Source organism: Streptomyces sp. NPDC048481 (genome assembly GCF_043200075.1).
Lineage (GTDB): Bacteria > Actinomycetota > Actinomycetes > Streptomycetales > Streptomycetaceae > Streptomyces.
This window is the reverse complement of the sequence record NZ_JBICXC010000002.1, coordinates 517668-536700: the sequence shown is the minus strand read 5'-3', so window position 1 is coordinate 536700 and position 19033 is coordinate 517668. Positions and strand designations below refer to the sequence as shown.

At 73.0% G+C, this 19033-nt stretch carries 19 protein-coding genes; 7 read left to right on the top strand and 12 right to left on the bottom strand.

What is annotated here, in order from left to right; translation table 11 throughout:
• Positions 1–132: 132 nt before the first annotated feature.
• The 4 genes from ACGFSH_RS08550 to ACGFSH_RS08535 form a co-directional block, all read right to left on the bottom strand.
• Complete coding sequence (locus ACGFSH_RS08550; RefSeq protein ID WP_393346276.1) at positions 133–906, bottom strand: hypothetical protein; 774 nt, start codon at positions 904–906, stop codon at positions 133–135.
• On the bottom strand, positions 903–2063 hold the full coding sequence (locus ACGFSH_RS08545; protein WP_393346274.1) for a serine hydrolase domain-containing protein: 1161 nt from the start codon (positions 2061–2063) through the stop codon (positions 903–905). The genes ACGFSH_RS08550 and ACGFSH_RS08545 overlap by 4 nt, the downstream gene beginning before the upstream one ends.
• Before the next feature lie 82 nt (positions 2064–2145).
• Positions 2146–3066, bottom strand: coding sequence for a DUF5829 family protein (locus tag ACGFSH_RS08540; protein ID WP_393346272.1), 921 nt, complete (start codon positions 3064–3066; stop codon positions 2146–2148).
• 184 nt (positions 3067–3250) lie between these two features.
• On the bottom strand, positions 3251–3919 hold the full coding sequence (locus ACGFSH_RS08535) for a hypothetical protein (protein ID WP_393346270.1): 669 nt from the start codon (positions 3917–3919) through the stop codon (positions 3251–3253).
• A gap of 116 nt (positions 3920–4035) precedes the next feature.
• Between ACGFSH_RS08535 and ACGFSH_RS08530 the strand changes: the two genes are divergently transcribed.
• Complete coding sequence (locus ACGFSH_RS08530) at positions 4036–4629, top strand: DUF4291 domain-containing protein (protein WP_393346268.1); 594 nt, start codon at positions 4036–4038, stop codon at positions 4627–4629.
• An 84-nt stretch (positions 4630–4713) separates the two neighbouring features.
• On the opposite strand, the gene ACGFSH_RS08525 is transcribed toward ACGFSH_RS08530, so the two are convergent.
• Positions 4714–5832: a hypothetical protein gene (locus tag ACGFSH_RS08525; protein WP_393346266.1), complete on the bottom strand. Its 1119-nt coding sequence runs from the start codon at positions 5830–5832 to the stop codon at positions 4714–4716.
• Between the two features lie 141 nt (positions 5833–5973).
• Between ACGFSH_RS08525 and ACGFSH_RS08520 the strand changes: the two genes are divergently transcribed.
• Positions 5974–7128, top strand: coding sequence for a cystathionine gamma-synthase (locus tag ACGFSH_RS08520; RefSeq protein ID WP_393346264.1), 1155 nt, complete (start codon positions 5974–5976; stop codon positions 7126–7128).
• Between the two features lie 114 nt (positions 7129–7242).
• Here ACGFSH_RS08520 and ACGFSH_RS08515 read toward each other — a convergent pair whose 3' ends face one another.
• The 3 genes from ACGFSH_RS08515 to ACGFSH_RS08505 form a co-directional block, all read right to left on the bottom strand.
• Positions 7243–7494 (bottom strand): hypothetical protein, encoded by a 252-nt coding sequence (locus ACGFSH_RS08515; protein ID WP_393346262.1) that lies wholly within the window; start codon positions 7492–7494, stop codon positions 7243–7245.
• Entirely contained in the window at positions 7491–8069 is a 579-nt protein-coding gene (locus ACGFSH_RS08510; RefSeq protein WP_393346260.1) for a sigma factor-like helix-turn-helix DNA-binding protein, read from the bottom strand. The genes ACGFSH_RS08515 and ACGFSH_RS08510 overlap by 4 nt, the downstream gene beginning before the upstream one ends.
• Positions 8070–8199: 130 nt before the next feature.
• On the bottom strand, positions 8200–8709 hold the full coding sequence (locus tag ACGFSH_RS08505; RefSeq protein ID WP_393346954.1) for a MarR family winged helix-turn-helix transcriptional regulator: 510 nt from the start codon (positions 8707–8709) through the stop codon (positions 8200–8202).
• 163 nt (positions 8710–8872) lie between these two features.
• Here ACGFSH_RS08505 and ilvA point away from each other — a divergent pair, with 163 nt between their 5' ends.
• The 3 genes from ilvA (at position 8873) to ACGFSH_RS08490 (ending at position 12107) form a co-directional block, all read left to right on the top strand.
• Positions 8873–10102 (top strand): threonine ammonia-lyase, encoded by a 1230-nt coding sequence (ilvA, locus tag ACGFSH_RS08500; protein WP_393346258.1) that lies wholly within the window; start codon positions 8873–8875, stop codon positions 10100–10102.
• 206 nt (positions 10103–10308) lie between these two features.
• Positions 10309–11304: an ATP-binding cassette domain-containing protein gene (locus tag ACGFSH_RS08495; protein ID WP_393346256.1), complete on the top strand. Its 996-nt coding sequence runs from the start codon at positions 10309–10311 to the stop codon at positions 11302–11304.
• Positions 11301–12107 (top strand): ABC transporter permease, encoded by an 807-nt coding sequence (locus tag ACGFSH_RS08490; protein WP_393346254.1) that lies wholly within the window; start codon positions 11301–11303, stop codon positions 12105–12107. Before ACGFSH_RS08495 ends, ACGFSH_RS08490 begins: the two co-directional genes overlap by 4 nt.
• 132 nt (positions 12108–12239) lie before the next feature.
• On the opposite strand, the gene greA is transcribed toward ACGFSH_RS08490, so the two are convergent.
• Positions 12240–12740, bottom strand: a complete 501-nt coding sequence (gene greA / locus ACGFSH_RS08485; RefSeq protein ID WP_393346252.1) for a transcription elongation factor GreA — start codon at positions 12738–12740, stop codon at positions 12240–12242.
• Positions 12741–12939: 199 nt separating this feature from the next.
• The gene (locus tag ACGFSH_RS08480; protein WP_393346250.1) at positions 12940–13341 is read right to left on the bottom strand and encodes a DUF4307 domain-containing protein; all 402 of its coding nucleotides are present in this window, start codon (positions 13339–13341) and stop codon (positions 12940–12942) included.
• 104 nt (positions 13342–13445) lie between these two features.
• Here ACGFSH_RS08480 and mca point away from each other — a divergent pair, with 104 nt between their 5' ends.
• Complete coding sequence (gene mca, locus ACGFSH_RS08475; RefSeq protein WP_393346248.1) at positions 13446–14327, top strand: mycothiol conjugate amidase Mca; 882 nt, start codon at positions 13446–13448, stop codon at positions 14325–14327.
• On the top strand, positions 14320–14619 hold the full coding sequence (locus tag ACGFSH_RS08470; RefSeq protein WP_393346246.1) for a hypothetical protein: 300 nt from the start codon (positions 14320–14322) through the stop codon (positions 14617–14619). The genes mca and ACGFSH_RS08470 overlap by 8 nt, the downstream gene beginning before the upstream one ends.
• A gap of 89 nt (positions 14620–14708) precedes the next feature.
• On the opposite strand, the gene ACGFSH_RS08465 is transcribed toward ACGFSH_RS08470, so the two are convergent.
• The gene (locus ACGFSH_RS08465) at positions 14709–17954 is read right to left on the bottom strand and encodes a tetratricopeptide repeat protein (RefSeq protein WP_393346244.1); all 3246 of its coding nucleotides are present in this window, start codon (positions 17952–17954) and stop codon (positions 14709–14711) included.
• 91 nt (positions 17955–18045) lie between these two features.
• The gene (locus ACGFSH_RS08460) at positions 18046–18972 is read right to left on the bottom strand and encodes an ornithine carbamoyltransferase (protein WP_393346242.1); all 927 of its coding nucleotides are present in this window, start codon (positions 18970–18972) and stop codon (positions 18046–18048) included.
• Between the last annotated feature and the right edge of the window lie 61 nt (positions 18973–19033).

The following is a 19033-nucleotide window of genomic DNA, read 5'->3' as shown; positions in this document are numbered from 1 at the left end:
GGTCGTCCCGGGCAGGGAACCGACAGGGCTCCCGGAGCACGCCTCCGGGGGCCCTGCGGCGTCCGCCCACGGCGGTCGGGGCGCCGGCGACGACACGCGCGGACGCCGAGGGTGGGGCGGGCCGTGGATGGGTCAGTGGGGGGCGGGGAAGGACTCCCCGTGGCCGTAGGACCGTACGACGACCCCGCCGCCCGGGGCCGGGCGCAGGGAGTGGGCCCGGCCGAGCCCCGCGACCCGCGCGCGCCCGTCCGCGACCTCGACCAGGGTGTTCTCGTCGACGGCCACCGCGTGCGCGAGCCGCCCGCCGGCCACGAGGGCGGCCGTCCGTCCCGACGTCCCCCACTGCGCGGCGTGCACGTCCACCCCGAACGGCACCAGCCCCAGCCCGGCCCGCACCTCGACCTCCTCCAGATCCTCGGCGGCGTCCGCGGGGCACACGGGAACCCCGTCCACCAGCCACCCCCCGACCACCGCGTCCCGCGCCGCGACCACGGCCCCGGCCGAGAACCCGGCGTACGGCAGGCCCAGCGAGGCGAGCCCCCGGCCCGCGTCCCCGGCGAACGCCTCCTGGTAGGCGGGCGTCAGACCGCCGCAGACGAACACCCCGTCCACGGCCTCGGGCAACGCCCCGGCGTCGAACGGCCGCCCGACCGGCAGCAGCAGCGGCACGGGCGCGCACGCCCCCGCCCGGCGCAGCGCGACGTCGTACCGGTCGAACTCCGCGGCCCCGTCGCCCTCGTCGACGAGTACGCACAGGATGCGTGGAACCTCCCCCGCACCGGCGCGCGAACGCCCCGCCGCCGCCCGGAGGAACGGCCCGTGCACGACGTCCGCCACGGACGCGTCCCAGCCGCCGCCGACCAGGAACACGGGCGCTGGGCCCCCACCGCTCGCTCCGCCGCTCATGCGCGCAGTCCCTTCAGTCCGTCGTAGGCGGCCGTCAGCATCTCCATGCCCCGGATGTCCGCCGCGGGTTCACGCATCTGGTTGGTCACGTACGCCACCGTCATACGCGACTCGGGCTCGATCATGACCGTCGAGCCGCCCCAGCCGCCCCACCCGTAGGTGCCGCCGAAGCGGCCGTAGCCGAGGCCCCAGCTGACCGGCATGCCGAGACGGCGGTCCTGGCCGGCGAACTGCTCCGCCCAGGCACGCTCGCACCCGGCGCGGGACAGCAGCCGCACCCCGCCCACCGAGCCGCCGCAGGCGGGGACCGACTGGACCAGGGCGACCGAACGGGCGTTGCCGAAGCCGCTCGCGGCGGGGATCTGCGCCCGCCGCCAGGCCGCGCTGTTGCCGTCCCGCACCCGCAGAGCGGTGGGGACGGGGGAGGCGGACGAGGCGGACGGGGCCGGCGTGCCGGCGGGCGACCCGGCCTCGGAGGGCGGGGCCGAGGTGGCGGCCGCGGCCGCGGTGTAGTCCTCGTCCCGGGAGGGCGGCGGGACCGCCGGGGCCACCCGGGGGTCGTCGCGCTCCGGCAGCCCCATGTGGAAGTCAGCGCCCAGCGGGCCCGCGATCTCGTCGGCGAAGAACTCGCCCGGCATCCGGCCGGTGATCCGCCGGACGACCTCGCCGACCAGGAACCCCTGGGTGAGGGAGTGGTACCCGGCCGCGCTGCCCGGCTCCCACTGCGGCGCCTGCGCGGCCAGCCGCGCCGTGGCCGTCGGCCAGTCGTACAAGTCCGCCACCGGCCAGACCCAGTCGGGCAGCCCCGCGGTGTGCGAGAGCACGTGCCGGACGAGGACGCCCTCCTTGCCCGCCGCGGCGAACTCCGGCCAGTACCGGGCCACCGGCGCGTCCACGTCCAGCTCGCCCCGGTCCGCCAGCACCAGCGCGCACAGCGCCGTCATCGTCTTCGTGACGGACCAGACGTTGACGAGGGTGTCGCGCCGCCAGGGAACCGTGCGCCCGGCGTCGGCGAAGCCGCCCCAGACGTCGACCACCGGCTCGCCGTCCACGAACACGGCCACCGAGCCGCCGGCGTCCCCCTCGTCCAGCGCCACAGCCAGCGCGGCGGGCACCGCGGCGAAAAGATCGTCGTACGACCCCTGAATGTCAGCCATGACGCCATCTAGCCCCCGCGACGCCGCCCCCGGCAACCGAGATTCCCGGGGGGCGGCGACGCGCGGTGTCGCGGAGGGCTCGCTACCGGTCGCCGGCGTCGGCGAACGTCCACACGGCGTGGGCGCCGGGGCCGACGGTCAGCGTCGAGTGGCCGATCCGTTCCACGTGCCGGGTCTTCACGGGCCGGTTGAGCGACATCTCGACCCGTTGCAGGCCCGCCTGAGCACGCGGGACGGCGTCGAGGCGGATCGTGGTGCCGCCGCCCTCCGCGACGACGCCGCCGCCCGGCAGGTCGCGGACGGCGAACCCGCCGGCCCGCAGCAGCGGCACGGTGTCGGCGAGGTCGTCCCCGGTGACCGCGATGCGCACCGACGTCACGTCACGCATCAGGTGGGTGCGGTAGTCGTCGGAGAGGTAGCGCGCCCGCCCGACGTCACCGGGGAACCTCTCCGGTTCGGTGTTGCTGCGGGGATCGGCGAAGTACTCCGGCCGGTACTCCATCGCCCACGCCTGGAAGGCGTCGTACTCGGTGCTGGTGAGGAGGGCGTCGAACCACGGCACGGGCACGCCGTCGCCGAAGTCCTTGGTCTGGAGGAAGTCGACGGGGGTGGCGCCGGCGCTCTTCATGCGCTCGGCGACGGTCGTCAGGTCCCCGTCCCGCTCGGTCGACAGGCCCAAGCCGGCGGAGCCGAGGACGCCGTCAGGTCCGGGGAGGTCACCGACCCCGAACAGCTCCAGATAGGTCTCACGGCCCATCAGATAGCGACCGGTCCAGGTCTGCCCGCCGGCGCCGGTCGTGGTGCGCACCTGGAAGGAGGCGAAGTCCTTCAGGTAGTCGGAGTGCTCGATGGCGTCGGCGGTCTCCCGGTCCAGGACGCCATAGGAGTGGTTGTAGAACAGCAACTGCCGGTCGTGCGAGGACGTCCCGCCCCCGTCGGCCCGCGCGGTGCCCGCCCCGGCCGCCAGGGCTGCGGCGAGAACCACAGTGAATACGACGATCATCTGTAATGTCCGGCGAATCAGCATGCGAGCGATCGTAGGCGGGGCCGGCCGGGACGATGGCGCATTTCGAACCACCTCGAAATGCCGGACACAGGGCGCCGGCACATGCCGGGAGAGACACTCCGGCCTGCCCTGCCCTGCCCTGCGCTGCCCTGCCCTGCCCTGCCCGGCGCGTGGGCGAGGGTCAGGGCGCGAGTGCGGTGCGGGGCCGGGGGCGGCGGGTCCACAGGGACACGTCACTGCTCGTCGCGACGGCGATCGTCTCCCCGGACGGCGAGAAGCCGAAGGCCCGGAGCTCGGAGTACGTGGAGTGGAAGATGTGCCACCACCGCTCGCCGTGCGGCCCGGAGTGGGGGAGCCCGCCGTCGGTCGAGAGCAGCACGCGGTCGTGGGGCCAGGCCGGGCTGACCCTCTCCAGCGTCCAGCCGTCCCCGGTCGTGGTGTGCAGCCCGCCGCCGAAGAGCCCCGCGATGTGCACGCGGCTGCCGGCGATCGGCCCCGGTCCGGGGCAGGTGAGATCGGCGGCCGCGTCGGGCGTGCCGTCCTCGGGGTCGGGGTCGCGGTCCCGGGCGATCTTCTCCCCGGTGACCGCGTCGAGGAGTCCGTGGCCGTCGTGGGAGACGACCATGACCAGGTCCCGGCCGTCGTCGGGATGCGCCGCGAAACCGATGCCGAGCAGTCCGCCGACGGCGATGCCGTGCGTGTGCGCGAAGACCGGCCGCCACGGTCCGGGTGCGGGAACGACCGGAGCCGCGAGCAGCCGCTCGCACAAGTCGCGCTGGTACTCCGTGAGTTCCGGCCCGTGCCCCGCCCGCCCGACCGGAGCCCCGCCGTCTTTCGTCCACCTGTTCACAGACTCATGATCCACGCCGCGGCGCCGACCCGGCAGAGCGGAGGCGTACGCCGGTGACCGACCGGCCGGTCGAAATTCGGGTGCGGCCTGGCCGGGCCGACCCCACGCTGTACGCCATGGAAGAACCGCACCGCAGGATCCGTGCGCTCTGCACGGCGTCCACGATCACCGTCTACCAGGCCTACGCCCCTGATATAGGGCTGCCCGCCGTTCGTGACGGCCGCTTTCCGGCCGCGTGGAAGCCCGGCCGCATGACGTGGATCAAGCCCAGTTTCCTGTGGATGATGTACCGCTCCGGGTGGGGCACGAAGGAGGGCCAGGAGACCGTCCTCGCCGTCGAGATCACTCGTGACGGCTTCGAGTGGGCGCTGCGCCACGCCTGCCTGGCGAGTTACGCCCCCGGCCTGCATCCCGATCGCGACGCCTGGCAGCGAGACCTCAGGCGCGCACCGGCCCGCGTCCAGTGGGACCCCGAGCGCGACCTGCACCTGCGCCCCCTGCCGTACCGCTCGCTGCAACTGGGGCTCTCGGGCGAGGCGTCGGCGCGTTACGCGAACGAGTGGATCGTGTCCGTCAGCGACGTGACCCCGCTCGCCGACGAGATCCACGCGCTCGTCAGGGACGGCGACCCGGCCTCGGCGACCCGGCTCCTCCCGCGGGAGCAGGAGTACCCCGCCGACGACGGACTCCTGGCCCACCTGCGCCCCTGAGCGGAGGCCGGACACAACGGCCGGCCGACGACCTGTCCGCAGACTGCGCCCAGTCATCGGCAGCGGACGAGGCGGCAGCGCGGCTCAGTGGGGCATCGTCGCCGGGCTGCCGCCGTTCGCCTCGTAGCCGGCGACCGCCATCGCGCGGTGGACCGCGAACTCACCGGCCGGGTCCGGGGAGAGCGTCCACGGAAGGGCGCCGACATGGCCGTCCACGTGGACGAGCTGGCTCATCGCCTCCGACCACCGTTCCGAGCGCACGAGGAAGAACAGGAGCAGATGGCGGACGTGCGCCAGCATCGGGTCGTCGGGCCGGGCCGCGTGCACCGCGAACAGCGCGCCGTGCACCGCCTTGGTCACGACCTCGCTCTGGTAGAAGCTGCGCACCAGGTTCACCTCGGGGAGGTGCTCGAAGACCGCGAAGAGCGGCATCGCCGCGAGGAGGGAGCCTCGCGGGGCCCGTGCCGCCGCCGACTCCGCGAAGGCGTACGCCAGCTCGCGCGAGCCGTGCCACTTCTCGCACCAGTAGTGCAGGGCCGCCAGATGCGCCCCCATGTGCGCCGGGTCGCGGTCCAGGATGTTCAGCCAGAGCTGCTCGAATTCCGCCTGCGAGTAGCGCAGACCGCGGGCCACCGACAGCTCGACGATGTACGGGACCGGGTCGTCGGGGGACAGCAGCGCCGCCTGGCCGCACGCGTCCCGCGCCTCCTCCATGATGATCCGGAAGTCGTCGGTGCCCGGCGACGACGTCCGCCAGGCCTGCTGCACCAGGAACTCCGCGTGCACCGCCGCGCCGCCCGCGTCCTTGGGAGCCTCGGTGCGCCACACCCGCAGCCACTGTCCGCCCGGGGCCTCGCTCACCCCGCCCGGCCGCTGCTGCAGCTCCAGCGCCGCCGCGCCCGCGAAGGCCTGCACGCGCTGCCAGCGCAGCTCGCCCCGCGTCTCGGTGCCGGCCAGCAGCTGCTGGGCCGCCCGGTAGTCCTGCGTGTGCTGCACCACGTCCAGGACGTCGAGCAGGTCCTGGTCGGGGCCGGGCATGCGGATGTCCAGCTCCTCGGTCCGCACGAAACCGTACGTCGCCGGGTCCGCCGCGTCCGGGTGGTCGGCCGGGACCAGCCCGACGACACCGCGCCGGCGCCGCACGAGCGCCACGACCACGTAGCCGATCAAGACCAGCGCCACCAGGCCCCACAGAATCTCCATGCCACAAGCGAACCAGACCGCGCCGACAATTGGCCAACCCGCCCCCGCTCCTGTGGAAAACTCCGCCCCGGCCGGGGTCCCGCCCCGCCCGCCGGGCGGCCGGCCCGCGCCGGGGCCGCGAGCGGACTACCCTCGGTGCCCATGAGCGACAGGCACATCAGTCAGCACTTCGAGACCCTCGCGATCCACGCGGGCAACACCGCCGATCCCCTCACCGGCGCGGTCGTCCCCCCGATCTACCAGGTCTCGACCTACAAGCAGGACGGCGTCGGCGGCCTGCGCGGCGGCTACGAGTACAGCCGCAGCGCCAACCCGACCAGGACCGCCCTGGAGGAGAACCTCGCGGCCCTGGAGGGCGGCCGCCGAGGTCTCGCGTTCGCTTCCGGACTGGCGGCCGAGGACTGCCTGTTGCGTACGCTGCTCAGCCCCGGCGACCACGTCGTCATCCCCAACGACGCCTACGGCGGCACCTTCCGCCTCTTCGCGAAGGTCGTCGCCCGGTGGGGCGTCGAGTGGTCGGTCGCCGACACCAGCGACCCGGCCGCCGTGCGCGCCGCGATCACCCCCAAGACCAAGGCCGTGTGGGTGGAGACCCCCTCCAACCCGCTCCTCGGCATCACCGACATCGCCGCCCTCGCCCAGATCGCCCGCGACGCGGGCGCGAAGCTGGTCGTCGACAACACCTTCGCCACGCCGTACCTGCAGCAGCCGCTCGCGCTCGGCGCGGACGTCGTCGTGCACTCCCTGACCAAGTACATGGGCGGCCACTCGGACGTCGTCGGCGGCGCGCTGATCACCGGCGACGCGGCACTGGGCGAGGAACTCGCCTTCCACCAGAACGCGATGGGCGCGGTCGCCGGGCCCTTCGACTCCTGGTTGGTGCTGCGCGGCACCAAGACGCTGTCCGTGCGCATGGACCGCCACAGCGAGAACGCCGGCAAGATCGCCGACATGCTGACCCGGCACGCGCGCGTGACGCACGTGCTGTACCCGGGCCTGCCGGAGCACCCCGGGCACGAGGTCGCGGCCAAGCAGATGCGCGCCTTCGGCGGGATGGTGTCCTTCCGCGTCGCCGGCGGCGAGGAAGCGGCCGTCGAGGTCTGCAACCGGGCCAAGGTGTTCACCCTGGGCGAGTCCCTGGGCGGCGTCGAGTCCCTGATCGAGCACCCGGGGCGCATGACGCACGCGTCCGTGGCCGGTTCGGCCCTGGAGGTCCCCGCCGACCTCGTCCGCCTCTCCGTGGGCATCGAGAACGTCGACGACCTCCTCGAGGACCTCCAGCAGGCCCTCGGCTAGAGCACAGGGGCCGGGTCGGGGCGGCGCGGGGCGGGGCCCGCCCCGCCACCCGGTCGGTGCGGTCGGGCCCCGGGCCCGGTGACCCGGCCCCGGGGCTCGTCACCCGGCCCCGGTTCACCAGTCCCTGAGCGGGGGAGTCGTCTCCGACGGGGGTTCCACCCATGGCTGCGCCACGATCGCCCATACCGCGAACGCCACGGCCGCCGCGCACAGCAGCAGCCACATCAGCCGGCGGGCCGCCCGGCGGCGGCGCACGATGCGGGCCCCCCGGCGCACGACCTCCGGGTGGAGGTCGGCCGGCACGTGCGGGGGCGGGGTCCGTTCCATGATCAGGCGGACGGCGGCCTCCCGTTCGGCGCGGTTCACGAGGCGGCCGCCTTCGCCCGGGGCGTCACCGTCGTCCGCGCGCGGGGCGGGCGCAGCAGGGCCGTGGTGGCCCGGTCGCAGAGCGTGCGGACGCGGTCGACGGGCAGGCCCAGCAGGGCCGCCGCCTGTTCCTCGGCGACGCCCTCGTACAGCCTGAGGACCAGTACGAGGCGTTCCTGAGGAGTGAGGAGCGCGAGCGGGCCGGCGGCTGCGGGGCGGCGGCGCTCCGGCACGACGTACCGGCGCAGCGCCGGGAGGCGGCCGTGGGGCAGGACGCGGTCGAGGGGCAGGGCGTCGTAGAGGCGCCGCACGTACTCGTGCCAGGCGTAGTGGGCGAAGCGGGTCGCCAGCTGCTCGCGGGCGCGGTCGTACGGGTCCTCGCCGCGCAGCCGGTCCCAGCACGCGTACGTGCGTGCGAGGGCGAGGGTCAGGAGGCGGCGCGCGCGGGGGTTGTCGGCGGGGGACTCGGCCGTGAGCAGCGTGGCGGTGTGCAGCAGCCGGCCGCCCGCGCCGGCCACGAACGCCTCGAACTCCCTGGCCCGGTGGATCTCCTGGACCGTACGGCTGTCACGCACACCGAGCCTCCCGCCTGACGGCGTCCCCCTGGGCGGCCATCTGCCCCGGTCTCATATGAGGCCCGGGGCGGGCCGCCGGTCAAGAGTCGCGCGCACCCGCCGGAAAGTCGCCCCCGCGCGGGCCGCGGGCTCAGGAGGCGGGCGTGGAGGAGTCGGCGCCCGGGAGGCCGTGGGCGGACATCCGCGAGGAGAGGGCGGTGTTGAAGCGTGTGAGGAGCGTGCAGAACGTCTCGCGCTCCTCCGGCGCCCAGTCGTCCGTCAGTTCGGCCATCAACTGCCGCCGCGAGGAGCGGACTTCCTCCAGACGGGCCTGTCCGCGCGGGGACAGCTGGAGCACCACGGCCCTGCCGTCCTCGGGGTGGGAGGTCCGCTTGACCAGGCCGGTGTCGACGAGCGGCGCGACCTGCCGGGTGACGGTGGACGAGTCGATGCCCATGCTCGCCGCGAGTGCCTTGACGCCCATGGGGCCTTCGTTGTCGAGGCGGTTGAGCAGCAGGTACGCGGCGCGGTCCATGGAGTTGCGCACCTGCCCGACGCCGCCGAGCCGGGTCTGCTCGGCCCGTCGGGCGAACACCGCGACCTCGTGCTGCAACGTGTCGAGGAGACCGGTGTCACCGACTGTCGTCATGTCCATCGACATTTCAGGTGTTGTGGGCATGGCCGGAGGCTCACTTCATCAAAGGGCTGCTGGAATGGGGGACAGAGTACGCGGCCGGGAGGCGGGTCGTACCGGCGCTGCGCAAACCGATCTCGGAGGTTGGTCACAGCGGTCGTTCCCGCCTGTGAACTGCGATGCTGGAGTCATGAGCTACGGCACGGCTGACTCCTTTCGCCCCGTCACCCTCGACGACGTGCGCGGCGCCCGGAAGATGCTGGCGGGCGTGGCCCGGACGACCGCGGTGGAGGGGAGCCGGCATCTGACCCAGCTGGTGGGGGCGCCGGTCCACTTCAAGTGCGAGAACCTCCAGCGGACGGGGTCGTTCAAGCTGCGCGGGGCGTATGTGCGCATCGCCGGGCTGCTGCCGGAGGAGCGGGCGGCCGGGGTGGTCGCGGCGAGCGCGGGCAACCACGCGCAGGGCGCGGCGCTGGCGTCGTCGCTGCTCGGCGTGCGTTCCACGGTGTTCATGCCGAAGGGCGCGCCGCTGCCGAAGATCAGCGCCACCCGGGAGTACGGCGCCGAGGTGCGCCTGCACGGCCAGGTGGTCGACGAGACGCTGGCCGCGGCGCAGGAGTACGCGGCCGAGACGGGTGCGGTGTTCATCCACCCCTTCGACCACCCCGACGTCATCGCCGGTCAGGGCACGGTCGGGCTGGAGATCCTGGAGCAGTGCCCGCAGGTGCGCACGATCGTCGTCGGGATCGGCGGGGGCGGTCTGGCGGCGGGGATCGCGGTCGCGGTGAAGGCGCTGCGGCCGGACGTGCGGATCGTCGGCGTGCAGGCGGCGGGGGCGGCCGCGTATCCGCCCTCGCTGGCGGCCGGCCGGCCGGTGTCGATCCGCACCCCGGCGACGATGGCCGACGGCATCAAGGTCGGCCGGCCCGGCGACGTGCCGTTCTCGCTCGTCGGCGAACTGGTGGACGAGGTGCGCACGGTCACGGAGGACGAGCTGGCCGCGGCGCTGCTGCTGTGCCTGGAGCGGGCCAAGCTGGTCGTCGAGCCGGCCGGGGCGAGCCCGGTGGCCGCGCTGCTCGGGGCGCCGGACGCCTTCGAGGGCCCGGTGGTGGCGGTGCTCTCCGGAGGCAACGTCGACCCGGTGCTGATGGAGCGCGTCCTGCGGCACGGCATGGCCGCGCAGGGCCGCTACCTGGCCGTACGGGTGCGGCTGACGGACCGGCCGGGCGCCCTCGCCTCGCTCCTGGGGGCGTTGTCAGTGGTCGACGCTAACGTGCTGGACGTCAGCCACCTGCGAACCGACCCCCGGCTCGGGCTGACGGAGGCGGAGGTCGAACTGCACCTGGAGACGAAGGGTCCGGCGCACTGCGCCGAGGTCGGCCGGGCGTTGCACGACGCCGGATACACCGTCGTCGACTGAGGCCGGGCACAGCGTCCGGGGGGGGCGTGTTCACACGCCTCCGAGCCAGGCCAGGACCCCCGCTCACTCGTTCGAGTAAATCCGTTGTGAGACGCGATACATCGCGTTATGGTGTGTCTCGCACTGCCCCGTAATTCCGCCGTCAGGCGGAGCGGAAAGTGCAAACCTAGGCTTTCCGAAGAATCCCCGACGACGTGGAGACTCATATGCCAGGCGCCATCTACGCCGAAGGTCTGGTGAAGACCTTCGGCGACGTAAAGGCTCTGGACGGCGTGGACCTCGACGTGCCGCAGGGCACGGTCCTGGGCCTGCTCGGGCCGAACGGCGCGGGCAAGACCACGGCGGTCCGCTGTCTGACCACCTTGCTGCGCCCCGACCGAGGCCGGGCCGTGGTCGCCGGCTTCGACGTGCTCAAGCATCCCGACGACGTGCGCCGCTCGATCGGCCTGTCCGGCCAGTTCGCGGCGGTCGACGAGTACCTCACCGGCCGCGAGAACCTGCAGATGGTCGGCCGGCTCTACCAGATGAAGGCCGCCGCGGCGAAGGCCCGCGCCGCCGAACTGCTCGACCAGTTCGACCTCGCGGACGCCGCCGACCGCCCCGCCAAGACCTATTCCGGAGGCATGCGCCGCCGCCTCGACCTGGCCGCGGCGCTGGTGGTCTCACCGCCCGTGATGTTCATGGACGAACCGACGACCGGCCTCGACCCGCGCAACCGCCAGCTGCTCTGGGAGGTGATCAAGCGACTGGTCTCCGACGGCACGACCCTGCTGCTGACCACCCAGTACCTCGAAGAGGCCGACCACCTGGCGCACGACATCGCGGTTGTCGACCACGGCCGGGTCATCGCTCGCGGCACCTCCGACGAACTCAAGGCGCGCACGGGCGGCGAGCGCGTGGAGGTCGTGGTCCATGAACGCGACCACATCACCGTGGCCCGCGAGGTGCTCTCCGGCTTCGGCAAGGGCGAGACCACGGTCGAGCAGCACACCCGCAAACTCACCGTGCCGGTGACCGGCGGCGCCAAACTGCTCGCCGAGGTCATCCGCGAGCTCGACGGACGCGGCATCGAGATCGACGACATCGGCCTGCGCCGCCCCACCCTCGACGACGTCTTCCTGTCCCTGACCGGACACGTGGCCGAGGCGAAGGCGGAGGAGAGCACAGCCAAGGGACAGAGCAAGAAGGAGACCGTCGGATGAGTGCCGTGAACGACTCCCTGGTCATCGCCCGCAGGAATCTGATCCGCATGAGCCGGATTCCCGAGATGATCATCTTCGGGCTGATCCAGCCCATCATGTTCGTGGTCCTGTTCACGTACGTCTTCGGCGGCTCGATGAACGTCGGAGGCTCCACCGATCCGGACGTCTACAAGAACTTCCTGATGGCGGGCATCTTCGCGCAGACGGTCACCTTCGCCACCGCCGGAGCCGGCGCGGGCATCGCCGACGACATGCACAAGGGCCTGATCGACCGCTTCCGCTCGCTGCCCATGGCGCGCGGTGCGGTGCTGACCGGCCGCACCATCGCCGACCTCGTCCAGACCGCCCTGACGCTGCTCGTCCTGGCCGTGGTGGCGCTCCTCGTCGGCTGGCGGCCCGGTTCCGCGGACCCCACCAACTTCGCCAAGATCCTGGCCGGCTTCGGGCTGCTGCTGCTCCTCGGCTACGCCTTCACCTGGATCGGCGCGCTCATCGGCCTGTCGGTCCGCACACCCGAGGCGGCCACCTCGGGCGGACTGATCTGGCTCTTCCCGGTCACGTTCATCTCCAACGCGTTCGTGGACTCGTCGCAGATGGCGTCCTGGCTGCGGCCGATCGCCGAGTGGAACCCGTTCAGCGCCACCGTCCAGGCGTGCCGCAAGCTGTTCGGGGATCCGGGGGTCTCGCCGTCCGACGCGTGGCCGATGGCCCACCCCGTGTGGGCCTCGCTGATCTACTCGGTGGTGATCATCGCGATCTTCCGCACGCTGGCGGTGCGCAAGTACCGCTCGGCCACGGCCTGACCGGACGCTCCGGCCGGGCGCGCCCGGCACGGCGAAGCCCCCGGCGGCACGAGGCGCCGGGGGCTCGTCGGAAAGACCCGGAAGACCCGGGAGGGGACGTCCGGGCGGGGGCGTCCGGACGGGGACGCCGGTTCAGCCGTTGTAGGGCTCGGCCTTGAGGATGCGCACGGAGGCCTTCTTGCCGTTCGGCAGCTCGTACTCCGCGTCCTCGCCGACCTTGTGGCCGATCACGCCGGTGCCCAGCGGGGACTGCGGCGAGTAGGTCTCGATGTCGGAGCTGGCGTACTCCCGCGAGGCGAGCAGGAAGGTCATGGTGTCGTCCTCGTCGCCGTCGAAGGCGATCGTCACGACCATGCCGGGCGCCACCGCCCCGTCCGCGGAGGCCGGAGCCTCGCCGACCTTGGCGTTCTCGAGGAGCTGGGTCAGCTGGCGCACACGGAGCTCCTGCTTGCCCTGCTCCTCCTTGGCCGCGTGGTACCCACCGTTCTCGCGCAGGTCCCCCTCCTCGCGCGCGGCGGCGATCTTCTGGGCGATCTCCGTGCGCGCAGGACCAGTAAGGTACTCAAGCTCGACCTTGAGCTTGTTGTACGCCTCCTGGGTCAGCCAGGTGACGGACTCGCTGGTCTGGGTCACAGGTGCTCCTCGTCGGTACTGGGAATACAAAGCATCGCCCTACCAGAAGCATGTTCCTCAGGTGATGGGCGAAACCACGAGCCTAACAATTCAGTGGCCGTAGGGGGAGGACATAAGCCACCGAAATTACGTCGGCGCAGGTCAGCGCGTACGTTTTGCGGAGGATTCCGGCCGTGTGGACGGCGTGAGCGGCCCGGAGTCAGTCCGCATGGCAGCCGAGCAGCTCGGCCGTCGTGCCCTTCGCCGTCGTACGCAGCGTGACCACCTTGTCGATGCGCGAGTCCGCGCCGGAGAAACGGAAGTCCGCCCGTCCCACCTCGGCGCCCTCGGCGGACTGCGAGCGCACCGTGCAGTAGCCGCTCGTGCCGGAGTCCTTGCGGACCTCCAGGTGAACCTCCACCGCGTCGTCCGAGGTCGCCTTGAACGCGATCACCTCGGCGCTGATCTTGCTCTGGCCGACGTAGTGGAAGGCGAAGTAGCCCATCAGGGCCAGGAGCAGCGCGCCCAGGGCGACACCGGCGATCTTGAGCTTGTGGTCGGCGCGCTCGTCCGAGGAACGGCCGTAGCGGCCCTCGGGCGGTCGCGTGCTCGCCGTGCTCATGATCGTCCTCTCGGCGCGGAATTTTTCGTCCCCCGATTCGGTCACTATAGAAGCCTGCGATCGCGCCGGGTCACGCCGGGCGCCGACCTACCGAGGATTGAGTCTTGACTGACCAGCTGCGACTGATGGCCGTCCACGCCCACCCCGACGACGAGTCGAGCAAGGGCGCGGCCACCATGGCGAAGTACGTGTCCGAGGGGGTGGACGTGCTGGTCGTGACCTGCACGGGCGGGGAGCGCGGCTCCATCCTCAACCCCAAGCTGCAGGGCGACACGTACATCGAGGAGCACATCCACGAGGTGCGCAAGAAGGAGATGGACGAGGCCAGGGAGATCCTCGGCGTCCGGCAGGAGTGGCTCGGCTTCGTCGACTCCGGGCTTCCCGAGGGCGACCCGCTGCCGCCGCTGCCCGAGGGCTGCTTCGCCCTGGAGGACGTCGACGACGCGGCCGGAGCGCTGGTGAAGCAGATCCGCTCCTTCCGTCCCCAGGTGATCACCACCTACGACGAGAACGGCGGCTACCCGCACCCCGACCACATCATGACCCACAAGATCTCGATGGTGGCCTTCGAGGGCGCGGACGACACCGACAAGTACCCCGAGGCCGAGTTCGGGCCCGCATACCGGCCGCTGAAGCTGTACTACAACCAGGGCTTCAACCGTCCCCGCACCGAGGCGCTGCACCACGCGCTGATCGAGCGCGGCATGGAGTCGCCCTATGCCGAGTGGCTCCAGCGCTGGGCGGAGTTCGGCCGGCCCGAGCGCACGCTCACCACGCACATCCCGTGCGCCGACTTCTTCGAGATCCGCGACAAGGCGCTGATCGCCCACGCCACGCAGATCGACCCGGACGGCGGCTGGTTCCGCGTTCCGATGGACGTCCAGCGCGAGGTGTGGCCGACGGAGGAGTACGAGCTCGCGAAGTCGCGCGTCGATACCTCCCTCCCCGAGGACGACCTCTTTGCGGGCATCCGCGACAATGCCTGACATGAGCGCAAGCGTGAGCCTGGCAATGACGCACCTCGTCCCCCTCGCCAAGGAGGTCGACGAGAACAAGGTCACCCCCGGCGTCCTCGGCTTCATCGTCTTCGCGGCGATGGCGCTGGCGGTGTGGGGCCTGATGAGGTCCATGAGCAAGCACATGGGCAAGGTCGACTTCAAGGACCCGGCGGACCCGGAGAACGCCTCCGCCGGCACCACGGCGAACGCCTCCGAGGCGGCGGCGCCGGGTGCGAAGTCCGGCGGCAGGACGACGGGCAAGCCCTCGTCGGCAAGCTGACGCCGGTCGAGGGGCCAGGGCGGGCGGCCGGCGACCGGCGGGCACGGGTAAGGCCTCCGCTCGCCGCCCGGACCGCCGCCCGTCGACGGTCACCGCGATTCGGTCTCCCTGGTGGAGGGCTCGGGCGCCGGGGGTGCGGGCAGGGTCACGTCCACGCCCATCACCTCGCGGGCGGGTCTGCCCGGAACCAGACCGAGACGCCAGGCCTGCCAGCCGGACTCCAGGCGCACCCCCCGCTCCAGCAGCAGGCGGTAGGCCTCCAGGCACTCGGTGAGTCCGGTGTCGCGCAGCGGGTGCTCCGCCCGGGTCAGCCGGGCCAGCTCCTCCTGGGCGACCGCGGTGCCGACCTCCACGCCTCCGGGCGACGCGTACGGCAGGAGGGTGCAGCGCAGGAAGCGCGCCCAGTCCTCGCCGCGCCGGTCGCCGTAGGAGGCGAACAGTTCCGTCGCCTCGTCGCACAGGGCCAGCGCGGCCTGCGCCCGCGCGTTGCCCGCGTCGACGATCGCCAGTTCCAGGCAGGTCCAGGCCTCGCCGTGGGCGACCCCGATGCGCTGGAAGTCGGCACGCGCGTCGACCAGGAGCTGCCGGGCGAACCCGGAGTTGCGCAGTGAGCCGGTCTGGGCGGCGCGCTGGTCGCGGGTGACGCGGGCCGAGTGGTGGCGGGCGCAGGCCAGGCCGTAGACGTCCCGCATGCGGGAGAACAGGGAGCGGGAGCGTTCCAGCTCGCGGACGGCGCGGTCCAGGTCGCCCGTCTCCTCCAGGGCGAGGCCCAGGTAGTACACCGTCCAGGCCTCGCCGCGCGCGTCCTCGTTGTCGCGGTGGCGGGCGGCGGCCGCGCGCAGGTCCTCGGCCGCCGGGCCGGGGTCCCCGGCGATCAGCCGGGCCCGGGCCAGCTGGGTGAGGGCCCAGGCCTCGCCGCGGGCGTCGCCGGTGCGGCCGTACAGGTCGAGGGCCCGGCGCAGGTCGCTCCGCGCCCGCTCGACGTCGCCCCGCCGCAGATGCAGCTGCCCCAGCTGGAAGTGCGCCCAGGCCTCGCCGTGCACGGAGCCGCCCTCGCGGTGCAGGACCAGGGAGCGGGTGAGGAGGTCCAGGGCTTCGGCCAGGTGCGCCCGGTCGCGTTCCACCGCCGCCAGCGCGTGCATCGTCCAGGCGCGGTCGGTGGCCAGCTCGGGCGCGGCCTGGAGGCCCATCGCCTCGCGCAGTTTCGCCGCGGCCTCGGTGAGCTGGCCCTGATGGTGCAGGGTGATGCCCAGGGAGCACAGGGCGCGGGCGGCGCCGGCGTCGTGGTGGGCCTGGAGGTAGAGGTCGACGACCGAGCTGAGGGTCGTGCGGGCCTTGTCCAGCTCGCCCAGCTGACGTGCCGCGATGCCGGTGCGCCACTGCACGGAGCGCACCAGCAGGTCCTGGCCGACCGTCTGGGCCAGCTCGCTGATCTCGCCGAGCCGGTACAGGTCGCCGCGCAGCAGGCAGTAGTCGCACAGTGCGCCCAGGAGGCTCATCACCGCGTTCTGGTCGACGCCCTCGGCGTGCCGCAGCGTCGCCGTGATGAAGCTCGACTCGTCGTCGAGCCAGCGCAGCGCCTCGTCGAGGGAGGTGAAGCCGTGCGGGGTGAAGCGGTCCGAGCGGGTCGACATGTTCCCGTCGACGAGGCGCAGCACCGAGTCGGCGAGTTCGGCGTAACTGACGATCAGGCGTTCCTGGGCCGCCGTGCGCTCGCTCTGCGGCTCCTCGTCCTCGAGGCGGGCCTGGGCGAAGGCGCGGACCAGGTCGTGCAGGCGGTAGCGGTCGCCGCGGACGTGGTCGACGAGTCCGGCGTCGGCGAGGGCCGTGAGGTGGCGGGCGGCCTCGGTGCGGTCGGTGGCGAGCAGGGCGGCGGCGGCCGCCGTGCCGAGGGAGGCGCGTCCGGCCAGCGCGAGCCGGCGCAGGAGTCTGCGGGCGGGATCGGGCTGGTCGGTGTAGCGCAGCCACAGGGCCCGTTCGGCCGGGTGCACCGGGCCGTACGCGCCGAGGTCGGCCGCCAGCGCCCGCGGTGAGCGCGGGCCGAGGGAGGAGCCCGCCACGCGCAGCGCCAGCGGCAGTCCGCCGCACAACTGCGTGATCCGGTCGGCGGATTCGGCGTCGTAGGGCCCGGAGAGGTCCTGTGCCGCCGCGGTCAGCAGTTCCTCGGCGCCCGCCGCGTCCAGCGGCCGTACCGCGAGTTCGTGCGCCCAGGGCGACAGTTCGGGGGGCAGCGCGAGCGGGGAGCGGGCGGTGACCAGGACGAGGCTCTCGGAACGCTCGGGGACGAGTGCGCGCACCTGGTCGGGGTCGGAGGCGTCGTCCAGGACGACGGTGACCGGGAGTCCGGTCAGGTGCTGGTGGTACAGCTCACCGAGCCGTTTGACCTGCTGTTCCGCCGAGGACCGCTCGCGGAAGAGGAGCTGCTCGCGGGGTGCGCCGAGGCGGTTGAGCAGGTGCAGCAGGGCGTCGCGGGTGGGCAGTGGCCGTTCCTGCGCGCTGTCGCCGCGCAGGTCGACGACGCACGCGCCGCGGAACTGGTCGCGCAGATCGTGTGCGGCGCGCACGGCGAGCGCGGTGCGGCCGCTGCCCGGGTCGCCGTGCAGCACGACCACGGTGGGCCGGGTCCCGGTGCCGGCGCGCGACGCCTGCACCCACTGCCGGATCTGCGCGAGTTCGGCGCGGCGTCCGGCGAAGGGGCCCGCGGGTTCGGACAGTTGGGCGAACGACTGCTCCAGCACGGTCCGTCCGCGGGCCGCCGCGCTCTTGTCCGTGCCGCGCAGCCGCGGTCCGGGGGTCTTCTTCGGGACGGTGGTCGCGCGCAGCACCCGCTGCTGGTCGAGGAAGGGCCGGATGCCGCGCACCTCCAGTGCCGTGAGCCATTGCAGCCGCAGCTGTTCGGCGCCGCCGGGCTGTCCCGCCTCGCCGGCCCGGTGATGGGCGGCGGGCAGGTGCGAGCCGGCCACCTTGACGACGGTCGCGGCGGCCCCGACGACGCCGACGGTCACCCCGGCGCCCAGGGCGGTGCCCGGTCCGGTGCCGAGCGCGAGGTCGGCGACCGCGGCCGTCACGGCGGCGACGCCCGCCACCAGCAGGGGGGTGCGGCCGCCCTCGCGTGCGTAGCGCCGGCCGAAGCTGACGCGCCGGGCCTCCGTCTCGTCCAGGGCGCGCGCGTAGGCCTCGTACTCCTCGGCGGCGGTCTGCGCCATGTCGTCCAGCGCGCCGCGCGCCCGCGTCATCAGCGTCTGCCGGTCGGCACGACCGCCGGAGCGGCGCACCTCCTCCTCCACGGCCCGCGCCAACAACCGCTCGGCGTCCGCCCTATGACCGTCCCGCATGTACCGTCCCCCTCCGGCGGTCACCGCTTTCCTTGGTCAAGTGTGCTGCGGCCGGCCGCGCGGCGCGAGGGGGCGGGAGCCGCGGGTCAGGTCAGGGGAGGACCCCGAGGCTCCACTCCAGGACGGCCGCGGCACTGTGCATCTTCGCCTCGGCCTGGGTGAAGGCGATCGAGCGCGGTCCGTCCAGCACCGCGGCGGTGACCTCGTCGCCCCGGTGCGCGGGCAGGTCGTGCATGAAGACCGCGTCCGGGCCGGCTTCCATGACGGCGTCGTCGACCCGGAAGGGGACGAACTCCTCACGCCAGTCCGGGGAGTCCTTCGTCGTGCCGGTGGTCTGCCACCGGGTCGTGTAGACGACGTCGACGTCCTTGGGCATGCCGACGGTGTCGTGCTGCTCGGTGACGGTGGAGCCGTGCCGTGCCGCGAGGTCCTTCGCCCGTGCCAGGATCTCCGGATCGACGGCGTAACGCCTCGGGGTCCGCAGGTGCAACTCGGTCCCGGGGTAACGCGGAAGGGCGAGAGCCAGGGCGGCGGCGGTGTTGTTGCCCTCGCCCATGTAGAGCACCCGGCGACCGGACAGGTCGCCGAAGTGCCCGGCCATGGCGGTCAGATCGGTCAGGGCCTGCGTCGGGTGCTCCTGCGCGGCCATGGCGTTCACGACCGCCATCCGGTCCTGGGAGGCCAGTGCGCGCAGTTCCTCGACGCTGCCCACCGTGCGCGCGACCAGGGCGTCCAGCATGCCTCCCAGGACGCGGCCGGTGTCCGCGCTGGTCTCGCCCGTGTTCACCTGGAGATCGTGCGGGCCGTAGGTGATGATGCGCGCGCCGAGCCGGAGGGCCGCGGAGGAGAACGCGGTACGCGTACGCGTCGACGTGGCGCGGAAGTAGATGCCGACGACGGCGCCGCGCAGGGTCTCGTCCGGCCACGCGCCGGAGGCGAACCGGGCCCCTCTGTCCACGATGCGGTACAGGTCGGCATCGGGGATGTCGACCAACGAGATGAGGTGGTTACGGACCATCACGCGACTCCTGTGCTCAGCGGGCTTGGCAATGTAGAGGCGCTGTTTATCAGGGCGGTAT

Bases quoted from the DNA above. Each gene is read 5' to 3' on its own strand.
- ACGFSH_RS08540 (WP_393346272.1), bottom strand. From the start codon at position 3,066: ATGATCGTCGTATTCACTGTGGTTCTCGCCGCAGCCCTGGCGGCCGGG.
- ACGFSH_RS08545 (WP_393346274.1), bottom strand. From the start codon at position 2,063: ATGGCTGACATTCAGGGGTCGTACGACGATCTTTTCGCCGCGGTGCCC.
- ACGFSH_RS08490 (WP_393346254.1), top strand. From the start codon at position 11,301: ATGAGTGCCGTGAACGACTCCCTGGTCATCGCCCGCAGGAATCTGATC.
- ACGFSH_RS08530 (WP_393346268.1), top strand. From the start codon at position 4,036: ATGGAAGAACCGCACCGCAGGATCCGTGCGCTCTGCACGGCGTCCACG.
- ACGFSH_RS08505 (WP_393346954.1), bottom strand. From the start codon at position 8,709: ATGTCGATGGACATGACGACAGTCGGTGACACCGGTCTCCTCGACACG.
- ACGFSH_RS08460 (WP_393346242.1), bottom strand. From the start codon at position 18,972: ATGGTCCGTAACCACCTCATCTCGTTGGTCGACATCCCCGATGCCGAC.
- ACGFSH_RS08465 (WP_393346244.1), bottom strand. From the start codon at position 17,954: ATGCGGGACGGTCATAGGGCGGACGCCGAGCGGTTGTTGGCGCGGGCC.
- ilvA (WP_393346258.1), top strand. From the start codon at position 8,873: ATGAGCTACGGCACGGCTGACTCCTTTCGCCCCGTCACCCTCGACGAC.
- ACGFSH_RS08525 (WP_393346266.1), bottom strand. From the start codon at position 5,832: ATGGAGATTCTGTGGGGCCTGGTGGCGCTGGTCTTGATCGGCTACGTG.
- ACGFSH_RS08520 (WP_393346264.1), top strand. From the start codon at position 5,974: ATGAGCGACAGGCACATCAGTCAGCACTTCGAGACCCTCGCGATCCAC.
- ACGFSH_RS08495 (WP_393346256.1), top strand. From the start codon at position 10,309: ATGCCAGGCGCCATCTACGCCGAAGGTCTGGTGAAGACCTTCGGCGAC.
- ACGFSH_RS08480 (WP_393346250.1), bottom strand. From the start codon at position 13,341: ATGAGCACGGCGAGCACGCGACCGCCCGAGGGCCGCTACGGCCGTTCC.
- ACGFSH_RS08550 (WP_393346276.1), bottom strand. From the start codon at position 906: ATGAGCGGCGGAGCGAGCGGTGGGGGCCCAGCGCCCGTGTTCCTGGTC.
- ACGFSH_RS08470 (WP_393346246.1), top strand. From the start codon at position 14,320: ATGCCTGACATGAGCGCAAGCGTGAGCCTGGCAATGACGCACCTCGTC.